10 protein-coding genes and 1 tRNA gene are annotated in these 14,546 nt (G+C 51.9%); 4 read left to right on the forward strand and 7 right to left on the reverse strand.

Annotated features, from left to right (window positions below; translation table 11 throughout):
- Positions 1-42 precede the first annotated feature (42 nt).
- Positions 43-2,256, forward strand: coding sequence for a serine/threonine-protein kinase (locus HMPREF9156_RS0105820; RefSeq protein WP_007147842.1), 2,214 nt, complete (start codon positions 43-45; stop codon positions 2,254-2,256).
- Positions 2,257-2,310: 54 nt separating this feature from the next.
- Positions 2,311-3,282, forward strand: a complete 972-nt coding sequence (locus HMPREF9156_RS0105825; protein ID WP_007147843.1) for a DsbA family protein — start codon at positions 2,311-2,313, stop codon at positions 3,280-3,282.
- 130 nt (positions 3,283-3,412) lie between these two features.
- Here HMPREF9156_RS0105825 and HMPREF9156_RS0105830 read toward each other — a convergent pair whose 3' ends face one another.
- Positions 3,413-3,859, reverse strand: a complete 447-nt coding sequence (locus HMPREF9156_RS0105830) for a GNAT family N-acetyltransferase (RefSeq protein WP_231198079.1) — start codon at positions 3,857-3,859, stop codon at positions 3,413-3,415.
- A gap of 150 nt (positions 3,860-4,009) precedes the next feature.
- On the opposite strand from HMPREF9156_RS0105830, the gene HMPREF9156_RS0105835 reads away from it, so the two are divergent.
- Positions 4,010-4,083, forward strand: a tRNA-Thr gene (locus HMPREF9156_RS0105835).
- Positions 4,084-4,121: 38 nt separating this feature from the next.
- Positions 4,122-4,667 carry a hypothetical protein gene (locus tag HMPREF9156_RS0105840; protein WP_007147845.1) on the forward strand — a complete coding sequence of 182 codons (546 nt, stop codon included), beginning with the start codon at positions 4,122-4,124 and terminating at the stop codon, positions 4,665-4,667.
- 186 nt (positions 4,668-4,853) lie between these two features.
- On the opposite strand, the gene HMPREF9156_RS0105845 is transcribed toward HMPREF9156_RS0105840, so the two are convergent.
- The 6 genes from HMPREF9156_RS0105845 to HMPREF9156_RS0105870 all read right to left on the reverse strand — a co-directional run bounded on the left by HMPREF9156_RS0105845 (position 4,854) and on the right by HMPREF9156_RS0105870 (position 14,363).
- Positions 4,854-5,771 carry a metal ABC transporter solute-binding protein, Zn/Mn family gene (locus tag HMPREF9156_RS0105845; protein ID WP_007147847.1) on the reverse strand — a complete coding sequence of 306 codons (918 nt, stop codon included), beginning with the start codon at positions 5,769-5,771 and terminating at the stop codon, positions 4,854-4,856.
- A 246-nt stretch (positions 5,772-6,017) separates the two neighbouring features.
- Positions 6,018-6,710: a DNA-3-methyladenine glycosylase gene (locus HMPREF9156_RS0105850; protein ID WP_007147848.1), complete on the reverse strand. Its 693-nt coding sequence runs from the start codon at positions 6,708-6,710 to the stop codon at positions 6,018-6,020.
- A 66-nt stretch (positions 6,711-6,776) separates the two neighbouring features.
- Positions 6,777-7,913 (reverse strand): glycosyltransferase family 2 protein, encoded by a 1,137-nt coding sequence (locus HMPREF9156_RS0105855; protein ID WP_007147849.1) that lies wholly within the window; start codon positions 7,911-7,913, stop codon positions 6,777-6,779.
- Positions 7,914-8,114: 201 nt separating this feature from the next.
- The gene (locus HMPREF9156_RS0105860) at positions 8,115-8,789 is read right to left on the reverse strand and encodes a GtrA family protein (RefSeq protein WP_007147850.1); all 675 of its coding nucleotides are present in this window, start codon (positions 8,787-8,789) and stop codon (positions 8,115-8,117) included.
- 6 nt (positions 8,790-8,795) lie between these two features.
- Entirely contained in the window at positions 8,796-11,270 is a 2,475-nt protein-coding gene (locus HMPREF9156_RS0105865; RefSeq protein ID WP_017147568.1) for a glycoside hydrolase family 3 C-terminal domain-containing protein, read from the reverse strand.
- A 135-nt stretch (positions 11,271-11,405) separates the two neighbouring features.
- Entirely contained in the window at positions 11,406-14,363 is a 2,958-nt protein-coding gene (locus HMPREF9156_RS0105870) for a glycoside hydrolase family 3 protein (protein ID WP_007147852.1), read from the reverse strand.
- Positions 14,364-14,546 lie beyond the last annotated feature (183 nt).

Consider the following 14,546-nt stretch of genomic DNA (forward strand, 5'->3'; position numbering starts at 1 on the left):
AGGGGCGGGCCGGTCAGATGTGAAGCCTAGAATAGAACCATTATGTCGGATATGAATACTCTGGACCTTGAACCCGGGAATATCGTCGGCGGGTATACGCTCGTATCCCGGCTTGGCGGCGGGGCTATGGGGACAGTATGGCGCGTAAAGGACGACGGCGGCCAGATCTACGCTATGAAGATCCTCAGGGATTCCTTTGCCGAAGAAGATGCCGGGGACCCGGGCTCTGCAGAATCGCGCGAACGCGCGACTGCCCGCGAAAGGTTCCGTCGGGAAGGCCTGGCGCTGAAGCGTATCGACCATCCGGGAGTATGCCAGATCGTTGATATGGAACTGGATGATTCCCTTGCATTTATTGTTACGGAGCTTGTCAATGGGCTCAATCTGCGCGATGATGTGCGCGACAACGGGCCGTACGCCGGGGAGGATCTCGCCCGGCTGGCTGAAAAGCTGATTGACGCTGTGGATGCTGTGCACGCTGCGGGGATTATTCACCGCGACATCAAACCGACAAATGTCATGATCTCCGCGCGCGGACCGATCCTTGTAGATTTCGGCATTGCAATGGGCGAAGGTGAATCCCATGTTACCCGCACTGGCCTTGTTATGGGGACACCAGGGTTCATTGCTCCTGAGATCATTGATGGTGCGGAGTCCGATGAAGCGACAGACTGGTGGAGTGTTGCCAGCGTCCTCGGTTTCGCAGCAATGGGTGAACCTGTATATGGAACAAAACCAATGATGGCAGTCCTTGAACGTGAAGCCGCCGGCAACGCGAACCTATCCGGCCTCCCTCCCCGGACAACATACATGCTGCGGGAGGCGCTTGACCCTGACCGCATGAAACGCTGCAGTGCGCAGGAACTCCTCCATACGATCAGGCAGGATGCTATGGAGGGCGCGTGGGAAGAAGATTCCGGGGACCCGGGCACAGACGAGGTGGTGCCCCCTTTTTACAGTAGCTCCGCGGGGCCAGCAAATCCGCGGAAGCTGTGGACAGACCCTGTTGCAGACCCTGTTGCAGACCCTGCCGGCGGCACCCCTGCTGCAGATGGCACCCCCGGCAATGCAGACGGTCACGACGGCCGTACACGTATTCTGGCGTCGCACCGGTATCCTCTGATACATGACGTACATGACGGCAGTACCGAAGCCCTGTCATCAGCATCCATGCCCGGCGAAACACAGATCATACAGCCGGATACCCCTGCAGCGGGAAGGGAAAGCAGATCTTCCTATTCCGGGGATCCCATGAAGGAAGATACATATGTTTCGCCTACGCGGGTGTACCGGCCGGATGTACCAGATATATCCGCCCCCCGGACAGAATTATATCCTCAAGGTTACGTGCAGGCTCCCCCGCCATACCCTGCAATGATGCCGGTACAGGCTGCCCAGCCGACATACAGCCAGATGCAGATGGGCCAGCCGCTGCTGCAGCCAGCCTTTACGGCACCGCCGGCCATGCAGCAGAATCCTGTTATCCCTGCTGAACAGGTGATGTGGTGGTACCGCCGGCACAGCCTTCTGCCAATCGTTATAACGGCTGCCCCGCTTGCCCTGCTTGCCGCTGCTGCCCCATGCATATCATTCATTTTCGTGTTCCTCATTTTCTGGGGCATGGCTACAGCAGGCTACGCTGCGCATGCACGCGAACGCCGCCGCGAAAATAATGGGGGCGTATTCAAACGCAGCGACAACGCACGCACTCTTATCGGGCTTCCTTGGAACGCAGCAAAAGGGCTCATCCCTGCCGCAGGGGCAGCCGCTGTTGGCTGGGCAGGCTGGGCAGCAACGCTGGCCTTCCTTTCCCTCGTATGCAATGCTGTATCCGGCTACACACATGTATCCCTGAAACTGGGCTCCGAGCCCAGCACACTTTTTATCCCCCTGCCGGCGGGGCGTCTGGCTTCTCTATCCGGCGGTATCCTGGTCCTGTCGTTCCTTGCAGGATGGGTGTGTGCACTGGCCAGCCGTCCTGCGCTGATCATCAGATGCGGATTCGGGGCAGTGCGGAACGCTGATATCCCAGGCTACCCTCAAAACAGCCATCTTCAGGGCAGCCGGGACAGTGCAGGCGGCTATTCCCCTCAGAGCATAGGAGGCAGCAGCCCTAGCCAGAGCAAAGCCCTCGGCATCAGGCGCAAAACACTGGTATCAGCTATTATCTGGCTTATTGCTGTGCTGATCGCTGCAGGCTATATCCTGCCCGGCATAATCGACTGGGCACCACTCGTAGTCAGTTATGCCGGATAGGGTTGTTATAATAGCAGGCGATAAATATGCCGCAGGTATACGGCAAGGAGAACTATGGCACAGCCTAAACAGTCTAAAAACAGTACGCGGGATTCACGGCAGCAGGGACGTATCCGCGCCCGGCAGAAACGGCGTGAGGCGCAGCTCGAAGAAGAACGGCTCCTGCAGGAGCAGCGCGCCTTGGAACGCAGGCAGCAGACGGCCATCGGCGCTGTAACCGCTGCCATTATTGTTATCGCCATCGCTGTTATCGCAGGGACTGTTATCTATAACAATATCAGGAACAGTAAGGCCAGTATCAGGGATTCTGCCTATGCGGCCATGCAGGCTGTAAAAAATAAGCCGTCCTATGCAAACAGTGAGGGCGGGTTCGTTTTCTCCAAAAACGGGATCGGCAAAAAAGTCAAAGGCGCCCCGACTGTTGAAGACTACATGGATTTCATCTGCCCTGCATGCGGCAGTGCGAACCGTGCACTTGATGCCACTTTCATCAAAATGGTTGATTCAGGCCAGCTTAATCTGGAAGTCTATCCTGAAGGGTTCCTTGATGCGTCATCAACGGATAACTACTCCACCCGGGCTGCTGCCGCAGCCATCTATGTCATCCAGAATGATCCTAACCATGCGCTGCAGTTCATTTCCAAAATGTTCAGCACCGAGAACCAGCCTCAGGAAGCATCCGGCTATATCCCTGTGACAAATGCCAGGATACAGCAGATCGCAAAGGATGCAGGGGTAGACGCAGATGTTGCGAAGAAATGTACGGACGGCACCTACACTGAATGGGTCAGGACAGCTGCAAAGTACACCCCATACCGTTCTGAACTCTGGAACGTATCGGGCTCCAATAAAGGCTCAATGACCACGCCTACGTTCCGTATCAACGGCCATTACTGGGATTTCTCACGGGCAACGGGCCCGGACTGGCAGACAAACCTGCTCAGGGCAATAGGCATGAAAAAAGCCGATATCGGCATCGCAGGGAAGATGCCGTCCATCGGCTCAGACAAAGGCCCGATCTACTAGATCCGGGCCACTTTCACTTCTAGGTATTCTCAACAATGACCTGTCCTGCGGGGCGGTTTCTCCTCACACGTCGTCAACTATATCCCGGTACACCACTGTGGAATCATACACCGTAAAGTACTTACAGCGTTTAACCTTGATTTCCCAGCAGCATTGAAACATGGGGGATACCGTCCAGAAGGAAAACATCTGAGACCGCCCGGAAGCCAAACGATCCGTAGAAATCCTGCACATAATCCTGCGCTTCGATCTGTAGTTTTTTGCCTGGGAATAAAGCCTGTGCGATAGTGATGGCTACAAGCTGACGCCCATAATGATGCTTACGGTATTTCTGGAGGACGAGGACCCTTCCAAAAGTTACATAATCGCCCCTGTCAATGATCCGCGCATAACCTACGAAATTTCCAGTATCATCGGAAAGGGTCACATGATAGGCACAGTAGTCTTCTGAATCAATCTCCTGATAAGCGCATTTCTGCTCAACAACGAAAACACGTGTCCGTTCCTCAGCAATTTTACAAAATTCCTGGGCCGTCAGCTCCTGCAAAGTTTTAACAGCAGCCTTCATATCTGCCATCCTTTCAGAGGACTGGAGTTTTAAGACTTTTATTAAGCCTTTACACTGTATACCTGATTCACCCTACGCCGCACATAGGTAATATGCATATTGCCGGCGTGTTATCCAACCATTCGGCTATTGTGTATTAGGTCGCAGCAAGCTGCGAGTGCCCCCCTAGCTCAGCTGGCTAGAGCAGCTGATTTGTAATCAGCAGGTCGACGGTTCGAATCCGCCGGGGGGCTCCGCTAATACACGGTCTGGGAGAAAGGGAGTATGGAATATGAAAAGATACAATAAGAGCTATATCGGTTCCCTGCTTGGCTTAATGCCGTCACTTATCCTGATCATATTCGATATATGGTTCACCCTATGGTTCAATCCCTCCATTATCTCAAAACATAACTTTGATACAATCGGAGCCAACCAGGCTTACGGCTGGATGATGCTTTTCATACACTTTTTTGCCATACCTATATGCCTAGGAGGGGCAGTTATTGCGTTTATTTTCTCTATTTTAGGAAAGCAGAGGCAGGAACTGAACAAGCCTCTGCAGTTAAGCAATATTATTTCTGTTGCAGCGATTATTGCTGCAATAGCATGGGTATTTGCCGGTGCGGTATTTCCTGACAGTTTATCAGGCTACATGCGTGCAGTTATACTGATCTTCTCCCTAAACACGATATCCGGGATAATATCGTCAATAGTGCTCCTTACTCCGCGATCGGGAGGGGTACGGTTCGGCCGTATCTGGCTTATTATCACTGCCATCATTATTATCGCGCCTATTGCCGCAGACACCATACAAAACGCTGTCCTGCAGCAATAAATAATAAAGCAGCTTGCCGAGCCCACAGAACGGAATAAAAGCGGAACTGTATGGGAAAGGGGACCAATCCAGCCTGCTTCAATACACCGTCCGGAAGCCCGGCAAGCTTTGCTGCTACTGGGATATTCAATTATGAGCTGACTCCGGCTGCATATCCTGCAGCCGGTGTTTACAGCCGTCTCAGGGTTATCGTGCTGCTTCAGTTACCTGTTTGGTAATGCCGATCATCCATTCTGAAAGCGTCGAATACTGGGAAGGCATCGATTCGGTAATATGGACTACCGGGACCTTCGCAGAATCTGCTGCTTTAGTGATCGTTTCAGTTGTGGAATCAGTCTCCTGATCGTTGACGAAAAGGAAGGATACTTTCTTCTGCGACAGGATATCCGTGAACTCCTTGATATCGTTTGCTGAAGGTTCGCTCTCGTTAGCCGCAGCATTCGCATATCCGGAAGGGGTAGAATCTTCCAGGCCCAGATCGGAAGCCAGGTAGCTTGCCACTGATTCGGTTGCTGCGTACTTTTTTCCTTCTATGCTCTTTTTAGCTTCCGCAGCTGCCTGGGTGAATTTCTCTTCGGATTTCTTCCACGCATTATACTGGCTGTCAAAGTAAGCGCTGTCAGATGGCCTGGCTTTCTTGAAAGCTTCCGCCAGTTTCTTAGCGGCGGTTTCACGCGCTTTTGCCATAAACCAGATATGGGGGTTCCCGCCTTCCTTGACGCCGGACTCCTCGGCAACATCAATGACTGTTGCTTTGGTGCCTTTGGCAGCTTTGGCTGCCCATGGGTCATAATCAGCACCGTTATAAATAGTGACGTCGGTTTTGGAGAATTGCGCAACATCATTAGCCTTCGGCTCAAATTCATGCGCCTCAACATTGGGGTTGCTCAAAATACTGGTAACTTTTACCTTGTTCCCGCCGATCTCTTTAGCCAGCGATCCCCACTGGTTTATGCTGGACACCACATTGATAGCCGATCCTTGGGTACCGGAACCGCTGCCCTGTTGGGATGCATTATTCCCGCAAGCACCTGCCGCAATAATCATGCTTAGCCCTGCAGTAAGTGCGAATGCGCTGCGGATTGTTTTCTTTCCTGCAAACATAGTATTCTCCTGATAGTTCGTATACCTTGCCTGTATTCTGCTGCCTGCGGATGTTCCAAAGCATCGGGTACCCGCCGGCTTTTCTCTTATGTGTTATTAATAATAATTCTCATTACCGACATAAACGGATAATCCGGCCCTGTCGGCGATTCGCCCCGACAGGCAAACAGGCCGGAAAGCCGGACGCGCTGTATTCCCGGCAGTATGCCGCACTTCCGATATGCGCCCGGGCCATAACGTCGGGATTCAGGCTTTCGCCTCCTTCGGCAGACGGTGAAGGTTTTTCGCAGTCCATGAAAATTGGGAAACATACGGGTTGCCGGCAATAACAAAACGACGGAGACGGTTGGTTTCCTTGGAAATACCTATGCGTACAGTTGCGGCCGCACGCTCCCTTTTACCCAGCTCGGCATACGCGAGGCGCAGGGGTTCCTGCGACAGATCATGGCCGTAAAGTGCCTTATCAATATCCAACGCTTTGCACAGCTTTGCCGGACCGTTGGTCAGCTCATACCCTTTTCTGCTGCGGCGTTCCTCCATAAACCCGATTCCGCTCACAGGCTCGACCGCACGGATAAGGGCCCCTGCGCCGAATCCGTCATCATTGCATGCGATATTCATACAGAAATGTATGCCGTGGATCTGATACACATAAGCATGCCCGGCGGGCCCGAACAGCGCCTTATTCCTCTCACTCTTACCGTGATATGCATGGCTCGCCTGGTCATTTTCGTCATAGGCCTCAGTCTCGACGATCCGCACAGCAGATCGCCCCTCATACTTGCCTTCAGCATCATAAAAGTCGCGGACAAGGAGGCAGCCTAACAGGCGCACCGCAACATAATCCGCAGTCCCGCCCAGGAAATCAGGGAATACCAGGCCACCGTACGCCTGGTTCCTGCATCCAATATCCGAGATCTTAGTATCCTTATCTGCCATTGCTGCCCTCGCTTCCTTGGTTTTAACTTCTGCTGCCAGTTTCCTGTCCTCTTTTAATCCATTAGCTCAGTTGAACCCGACAAAATGGTTGGCGATCGCATACACGCGCCTGACAAGCGCACGCCCCACGGGGCTTGGCATATTTACCGCCCTGCATAATGTAGTTTTCCGGACATCGTGGCTTATCTGCGGGGAATATTCATACAGATCATCCCACATATGCGATTTCCGTACGTAATTCTCCTTCTTTTTCGACAGGATAAGGAAGATCGACACTACTACGCAGTTGATCGACAGATAGTGGATCATATATTTATAAAGCCCGTAAGGGACTGTAGACGCATCAGGCGTTGCATGTACCATGAACGAATTGACCCTCAGCAGCTCGTCCACACGCCGGATCATCGTCTCTTTCGCTACGGACTGACCCTCACGCCCAATAAAATACCTGTAGAAATCTACATCAAGGTATGTCATCGTTTTGACATACGGCAAAGGCTGATATGCATAAATAAAATCCACATAAAATGTTTTCTCGGGGAGACGCATTCCCGATTCCCTGAGTACGGAAGCCCTGTATATGATTGAGTGCATAAGAAGATACTGGTTGATATAGAACGTCCTCAGATCATCCCAGGTCAGGACGCGCCCTGTGGGGATAGCATGCTTATAGTTAATAACTGTCTGGATATTCTCTGCCTTTTTCTCATAAACATAATTTGTGACAACCATATCTACCGGCATTGTATTCATGGCCTGCAGACGCAGGAATCTCAGGACTTTTGCATACGCACCGGGATCAAGCCAGTCATCAGCATCAACGATTTTGATATACATGCCCTGGGCAGCATCTATCCCGGCGTTTACAGCACCGCCATGGCCTCTGTTCTCCTGATGTATGACACGGACCACCCCCTGGGAGCCTTGTGCCAGTTCGTCTGCAAGCGCAGGGGTGGAATCCGTGGAGCCGTCGTCAACAATAACTATGTCTATATCGGCAGTACTGTCACAGTTAAGCAGGGAATTGACGCATCGGCGCAGGCATTGCTCAACATTATACGAGGGCACAACAATAGTCAGGGTCTTCTGCCGCACTGCAGGTATTGCGGGATGAGGAGCAAGGCCAGAGCCAGCATTTTCAGGTATGTCCGGATTCTCGTCATCCGACGGACCTGCTGTGCCTGCCTTATCCCTCAGATCCATAATTATCCTTTCCCCGCATACACCTGCCACTTTCCAGCTTCAACAGCAGGTATCTGCTCAAAACCGCGAATATCCCTTTATATTTTACACATGATGCATTATCGCCAGAAAACGTTTCACGTGGAACATTTCCTGCCATACTTACAGCCTGTTGTCTTTCCAGGATGTAGGTACCTTATCCGATCCATCAGCACATACAGATCACGCCCGGGAAGCTTCCTGCCGGGCTTTTCTGATCTCCTCCTCATGCTTTTTGCTTTTCGGCATGATCCACCATTTGAGCAGCGGATAGCTGACAATGACAGCCAGAAGGGTGTTGACAACAGAAGCGACTGTTGCTGCAACCTGGTCATTCCAGCCCCAGCTATGGCACAGGCTGGTGACCCATGGAGGAAGCACAAGGTTAACGATAACAATGATTACAGCCAGGATAATATATTTCCATGCAGCATTTTTAAAGCTCGAATCAGATTTGAATACCCATTTCATCTGGACAAAGAAGTTGACCACCTGGGCTATGGCTTCCGCCATAAGGAATGTCAGGAACCCGCCCAGGCCATTGGATTTGGGAGAACTGTAATTGAAGATAAGGAAACTGAACGGCTGCGTTATATGTAAGGCATTGACAAAAACAGCTGTCCCAACCCATGCCAGGATAAAGCGCGTGATCGTGGAAATATTCGACAGGATGTTGAAAAGGATGAATTCCCACAGGTTTGGATAGCGGTCCATAAAACGCCTGAATGGGTTTGAAGGTTTCTTTGCTCCAGGGCTTCCCGAATGGATATCCGGCGCCGCGGGATCCGCCGGAGTACTGCTGTCCCGGGCAATCCTGCCGGTAAATACCTGGCTGTCGTCTGGATTAGTATTACTCATTGCTGATCATTCCTCGATTTCTTTGTGAGTCTGTTTATTTTTTATCTGGTTACCGGCATAGCCGGAAACAAGATGCCCGATACCGCGCCAGAAATGCTTATTAGGGATATCCAGGATGCCTTCCCTGACCATCTGGGGACTGACCATGCCATGGGTCATTTTTGCTATCGCCCGTGCAGGCATATTAAGGGTGAACAGCATATTGAGGTCCGGGGAACCTGTTTTCCTGAGCACCGCTGCAGCCCTGCGCTCCAGTATCCGGACGATCATCCTGGCAACCCAGCTGCGCGAACGCGACCATGAAGAGATGATATCTTCTGCCTGGAAAACCCCGTGATTATCATACTTTTTCTGACGGTGCCCCAGAAGATAGGCAACATCACCGTCAGTAAGATGCCTGATATCAGCACCGCGGTAATGCCCAAACTGCCCAGGAAGCACGCCGGGATCGACTGTCCCCCTGACAACATGGGTGATATGCAGAGGAAGCGTATCGGCATCAGTCCCGACCCACACATCCCACGCTCCGGATTCTACCTGCCATGAACCTGTCTGCGTATCAAAATGGCGGAAAGTGTATCCATCAAAACTGAAGCGGATATCTTTGCTCTCACCGGGCTCAAGGTGGACTCTCCTGAACCCTTTGAGTTCACGTACCGCACGCAGCACACCGGATGTATCCTGGCTGCGCCCAACATACATCTGTGCAACTGTATCTCCTGCCACCTGTGAAGTATTTCTAACAGTCACGGACACGCCGTCATCATCCGCCCGTATCGCATTGTATTCAAAAGTGGAATAGCTCAGGCCGTATCCGAAGGGGTACCGCACAGGGATACCTGCAGTTGAATAATACCGGTAGCCGATGAAGGGGCCTTCACGATACACTGAATCGCGCTCGGCAGAAGGGAAATTCCCTGCACTGGGGACATCCTCGTATCTCAGCGGCCACGTTTCCGCCAGATGCCCTGAGGGGTTTACATCGCCCATAAGTATGTTGGCGGCTGCGCATGCGCCAGCCTGCCCTGACAGCCCGATATACACAGCAGCCTGCGTACCTTCAAGCCAGTCAGTTTCCACGCTGGAGCCCGATACCAGCACAATAATGATTGGCTTGCCCGCTTTTTTAAGCTCTTCAAGCATACTGACCTGCGCACGGGGTATCTGCATAGTACTGCGGTCAAGCCCTTCAGATTCCGACCGTTCATCAAGCCCCATACACACAATCAGTTCGTCCACATCCTTACGGCGTGCAAGTGCTGCAGCTTCAGCAGCCAGCTCAGGGTGCGATGCACCTTGCCGGTCGTATCCCTGGGCGTATCCGGAAACCGTGATCCCCTCCCTTCTGCTTAACTCATCAAGGAGGTTATCCACGCGGGCGGCATTGACTTTGGAAGACCCGGATCCCTGGTACCGTGCTGTTTGTGCCATATCACCAATAACAGCCAGGCGCGCCCCCCACCGTATCGGCAAAACCGGGACACCGTCTTTACCCGGTTCATTCTTGAGAAGGACAATGGACTTTTCAGCGATCTCCCGCGCGATCCTGTGATGTTCTGCGATCTGCCGGTCTGTGAGGAACCCATCCTTCCGCTGTCCGGAAGGCTGTGTGCGGCCAATAAGATCAAGGACTTCCTGGGCACGCTCAGTAACATCTTTCTCACTGAGCTCCCCGCTTTCCACGGCCTGCATGATCTCGCGGACCGACGCCAGCCCCGCAGCAGGCATCTCAAGGGATGCGCCTGCAGCTGCTGAAGCCGCAATATTATTGGAGCCGCCCCAGTCCGAAACGACCATGCCTGTATAGCCCCATTCCCCGCGGAGGATATCTGCGAGCAGATGCTTATTTTCGTGTGCATACACGCCGTTGACCATGTTGTAGGACGTCATCAGGGTCCAGGGGCGCGCTGCTTTTACAGCGATTTCAAAAGCTGTCATATATATCTCACGCATCGTGCGCTCATCAATAACGGAGTTTGATGCCTGGCGGCGCAGCTCCTGGCTGTTCACCGCAAAATGCTTGGGGCATGAGCTGACCCCCTGGGACTGTATCCCCCTGATAAACCCTGCTGCCAGATATCCGGCAAGCTGCGGGTCTTCGGAATAATATTCAAAATTCCTTCCACACAGGGGGTTCCGCTTCATATTGATCCCTGGGCCCAAAAGCACCTGGACTCCAAGGGTCCTGGCCTCTTCCCCCAGAGCTTTGCCCATTTTTTCTGTTTCCTTGGGATCCCATGAGTTAGCCACCGTCCCGGCAGTCGGGAAACATGTTGCAGGTTTGGATGCCCCTAATCCCAGATGGTCTCCGGAACCAGTCTGCCTGCGTATCCCGTTCGGTCCGTCGGAAAGTACAATCGGCTCAATACCCGCCTTTACTATCCTCCGTGTTTCCCATTCAGATTGGCCGGAAAGCAGTGCTGCCCGCTGAATAAGAGTAAGGTCCTGTGCACGTAGGCCCATAAAAATCACTTTCCTCATATAATAGTTGCAATAGTATTTCCATCGGGTGCAGATAACAGGATCCGATCCTGTTATCTGCACCCGTATATAGCCGGGACGCTGTTTTATGATTGCTCAAAGCTACAGCGCTAAAGCATAAGACGGACGGATCCGTTAATTATCCGGCTGCTTTTCAGCAGAGCCTTTCTGCATATCTGAAGCACCTTTGAGCTCCCTGCGGCGCCTGAAATAACGGCGGAATGCCAGGACCTCAAGCAGGATAACAAGCACTGCCACTACTGCCAGAGCGATATAGAATGCTTTCTTCCACCACGAAGCATCCATGCTTGGCTGCCCATCTTTGTACAGCCAGCTGTTCACAGCTGTATACAGGATATTATGGGATGCTTTGCGCATCAGCTGCACAGTTTCCGCCTCATTCGTCCTGGTAATGTAGTTGGTCGTCTTCGTAGTAGCAAGCATTGCATCATTGCCGCCGCGGATGGCTTCATCTCCAATCATGGGGCCGCCGGCAAAGTAATCAGTTTCAACGAAGCCTCGGAACCCCCACTCCCCGCGGAGTACGTTATTCAGGAGATTGGGATTGGAAGCAGACCAGCGCGCGCCAATATAGTTGAAGGAACTCATCACAGCCGTCGCGCCGCCGTCTTTGGCAGCCATTTCAAACTGCCTGAGATACACTTCACGGATCGCCTGCTCGTTGGACCATGTGCACAGCATATTCATGCGGTTATCTTCCTGATCGTTCAGGGCAAAGTGCTTCATAAAGCCGTACACCCCTTTGGCCTTGGCGGCTTTCAGCTGCTGTGCCGCCATACTTCCGCCAAGTACCGGATCTTCTGAGAAATACTCGAAATTGCGGCCGGCAAACGGGGTCCTGTGCGTATTCATCGCAGGGGCATACCAGCCGGTTACATGCATCTCCCGGCCCATCTGCCCGATCAGGTCGCCGTACCTCTGTGCAAGGCCCTTGTTGAAAGTATTGGCTACCGTCGCAGAAGCGGGGAACCCGATCGACCCTACCTTGGTAAAGTTGTTATTCAGCGCTGCAGGGCCGTCAATATCGCTCTGGCGCGGCTTGCCGATAGAAGAGACTTCTGCATTGTTATAGCCTGCCATAGAGATGAGTTCGTTCATCTCGTTCACAGTCAGGTTATCAAGGAGTTTGTCCCACAGCGGGTCATCATATGATTTCCCGTACAGCTGGTAAAGCCTGGTACCGTTTTTCGCACCGGTCACCGGCATTTTTGCAGATGATTTCCCTTCGGGTGCCTTATAATCTGCGCCGACAAACTCTTTCATCTGGTCTTTCGGCATCGTGCTGGAAGCCGGTTTTGCTGTCGCCTGGCTGTAATTTGCAAAACTGTCTTTGCGCGACAGGTAGGTAACATGCCCTTCAGCATTATCAAACTGGTTAGTCACATCAGCCCTGTCGCTCCTGCGATGGTTGCCTTTGCCATAGGTAACAGGTGAATCAACGGTTACAGCTTTGGAATCGATCATATTATGGGAATCCCTGTTGATGGATATCCCGTATGATCCGGATTCAAGCACATATGCTTTCACGTTTTTGTAATCGTAAGAGGCCATCTCTTCAAGGTCAAAGCTGATCTCAAACCTCTGCGAAGCGCCGGGGGCAAGCTCTTTTGTCTTTTCGAAACGGATCAGGTTAGCAGATGCTTTTTCGATCCCTCCGTTGGTATAAGGCGGATTATAGTAGACCTCAACGGTATCTTTGCCTGCTGTTGTGCCGGTATTCGTCACAGTCACATTAAAAGTGACCTTGCCGTTATTTACCTGCGGCTGGGTCATTGTCTGGCTGAAGGTGGTGTAGCTCATACCATAGCCAAACGGATACTGGACAACATCATCATAAGTGATGGCACCATCCATGGCAGCGGTCTCGTAGAACCGGTACCCCACATAAATGCCTTCAACATAATTGACATAAGAGGGGACAGACGTGCCGAACATCCCTTTGACTTCATACTTCTGCATATTGTCATAATTGAAACTCCCAAAATTATTCCACCATGGGGTTTTGGTGAAGTCCTTGACAAAAGTATCTGTTGTACGTCCCGAAGGGTTCTGTTTCCCTGCAAGGATCTCGCCCAGAGCATCAAAACCGGTCTGTCCTGCAGGCGGGCACCATAAAACAGATTTGATCTGCGGATACTGCGAAACAAAATTCAGGTTAAGGTTATTGGCGCCGTTGTACACAAGGACTACCTTCCGGAAGTTTTTTGTCACATAGCCGATAAGGTTCTTTTCTGTCTGGCTCAGGGAAAGATAGCTGTCGCCGGCCTTGAAATCGGCATAGTCATTAGAATTATTGACGTAATGGGTCCCGCGCAGATCGAACCCGCTTCCCTCTATTTTCGTGCCGGGTTTGGAAGTTTCTACTGTGCCCATATCTGAGGGGAGGTCTGCCCCTTCACCGCCGGAGCGTGCAATAGTGATGACAGCAGTATCAGAATAGTTTTTTGCCTTGGACAGCATAGAATCCGGATACGTATCTACAGGAGGTTCCGGGAGTGTCCAGTCCTGCCCGTTCATACCGACTACGGGGCGGGTGCTGTTATATTTCGTATAGAAATCAGAAAGCTCAGTGTTATAGCTGATGCCTGCATCTTTTAAGCCCTGAAGCAGTGACGTTGTTGCGTAGCTGTCATTCATTGACCCGGAACCGGTGCCGCCATAGATCGGGTTTGTTGAAGCCCATCCGAATACATTGACTTTCTTTGTCTGCAGCGGCAGCTGGGAATCGTTGTTCTGCAGCATGACAATGCCTTCACGCTGGATATCGACAGCGAGTTTGCTGGCTTTTGTTATGCTTTCCTTCGAAAGTTCATATTTTGGAGTAGTTACCGATGTTACTATGGTGTTCAAAGGCCCGAACAGCATTGTTGCCACTGCAGCGAATACCGCGATCAGTGCGGCAATCCATGTCTGGGAACGGACCATCTTTTTAGCTGCGACATCCTTTACTGTTCTTTTGTTGACAAAAATACTGATAAGGACGGCAAGGATCAGGACAATACCTATCACAATAAGCTGAGGCCGTACTGATTTCAAGACATTAATAACATCGCTGATATTGATGCCAAGCATGTTTTTCCTTTCTTTAGCTTCCGTCCATCCGCGCAGATGGGCAGGAACCTGGTCATTTTAATACGGCGGGTCTTGCATATCCTGCTGTACACCTTCGACAGCCCAGGAAACCGGCCCTATACTTCTACAGTACCCGCAAATCTGAAGGGAGAGAAAGGATTTCGCCATAAAACCGCAGCCTGG

This window comes from Scardovia wiggsiae F0424, assembly GCF_000269605.1.
GTDB classification, from domain to species: Bacteria; Actinomycetota; Actinomycetes; order Actinomycetales; family Bifidobacteriaceae; genus Scardovia; species Scardovia wiggsiae.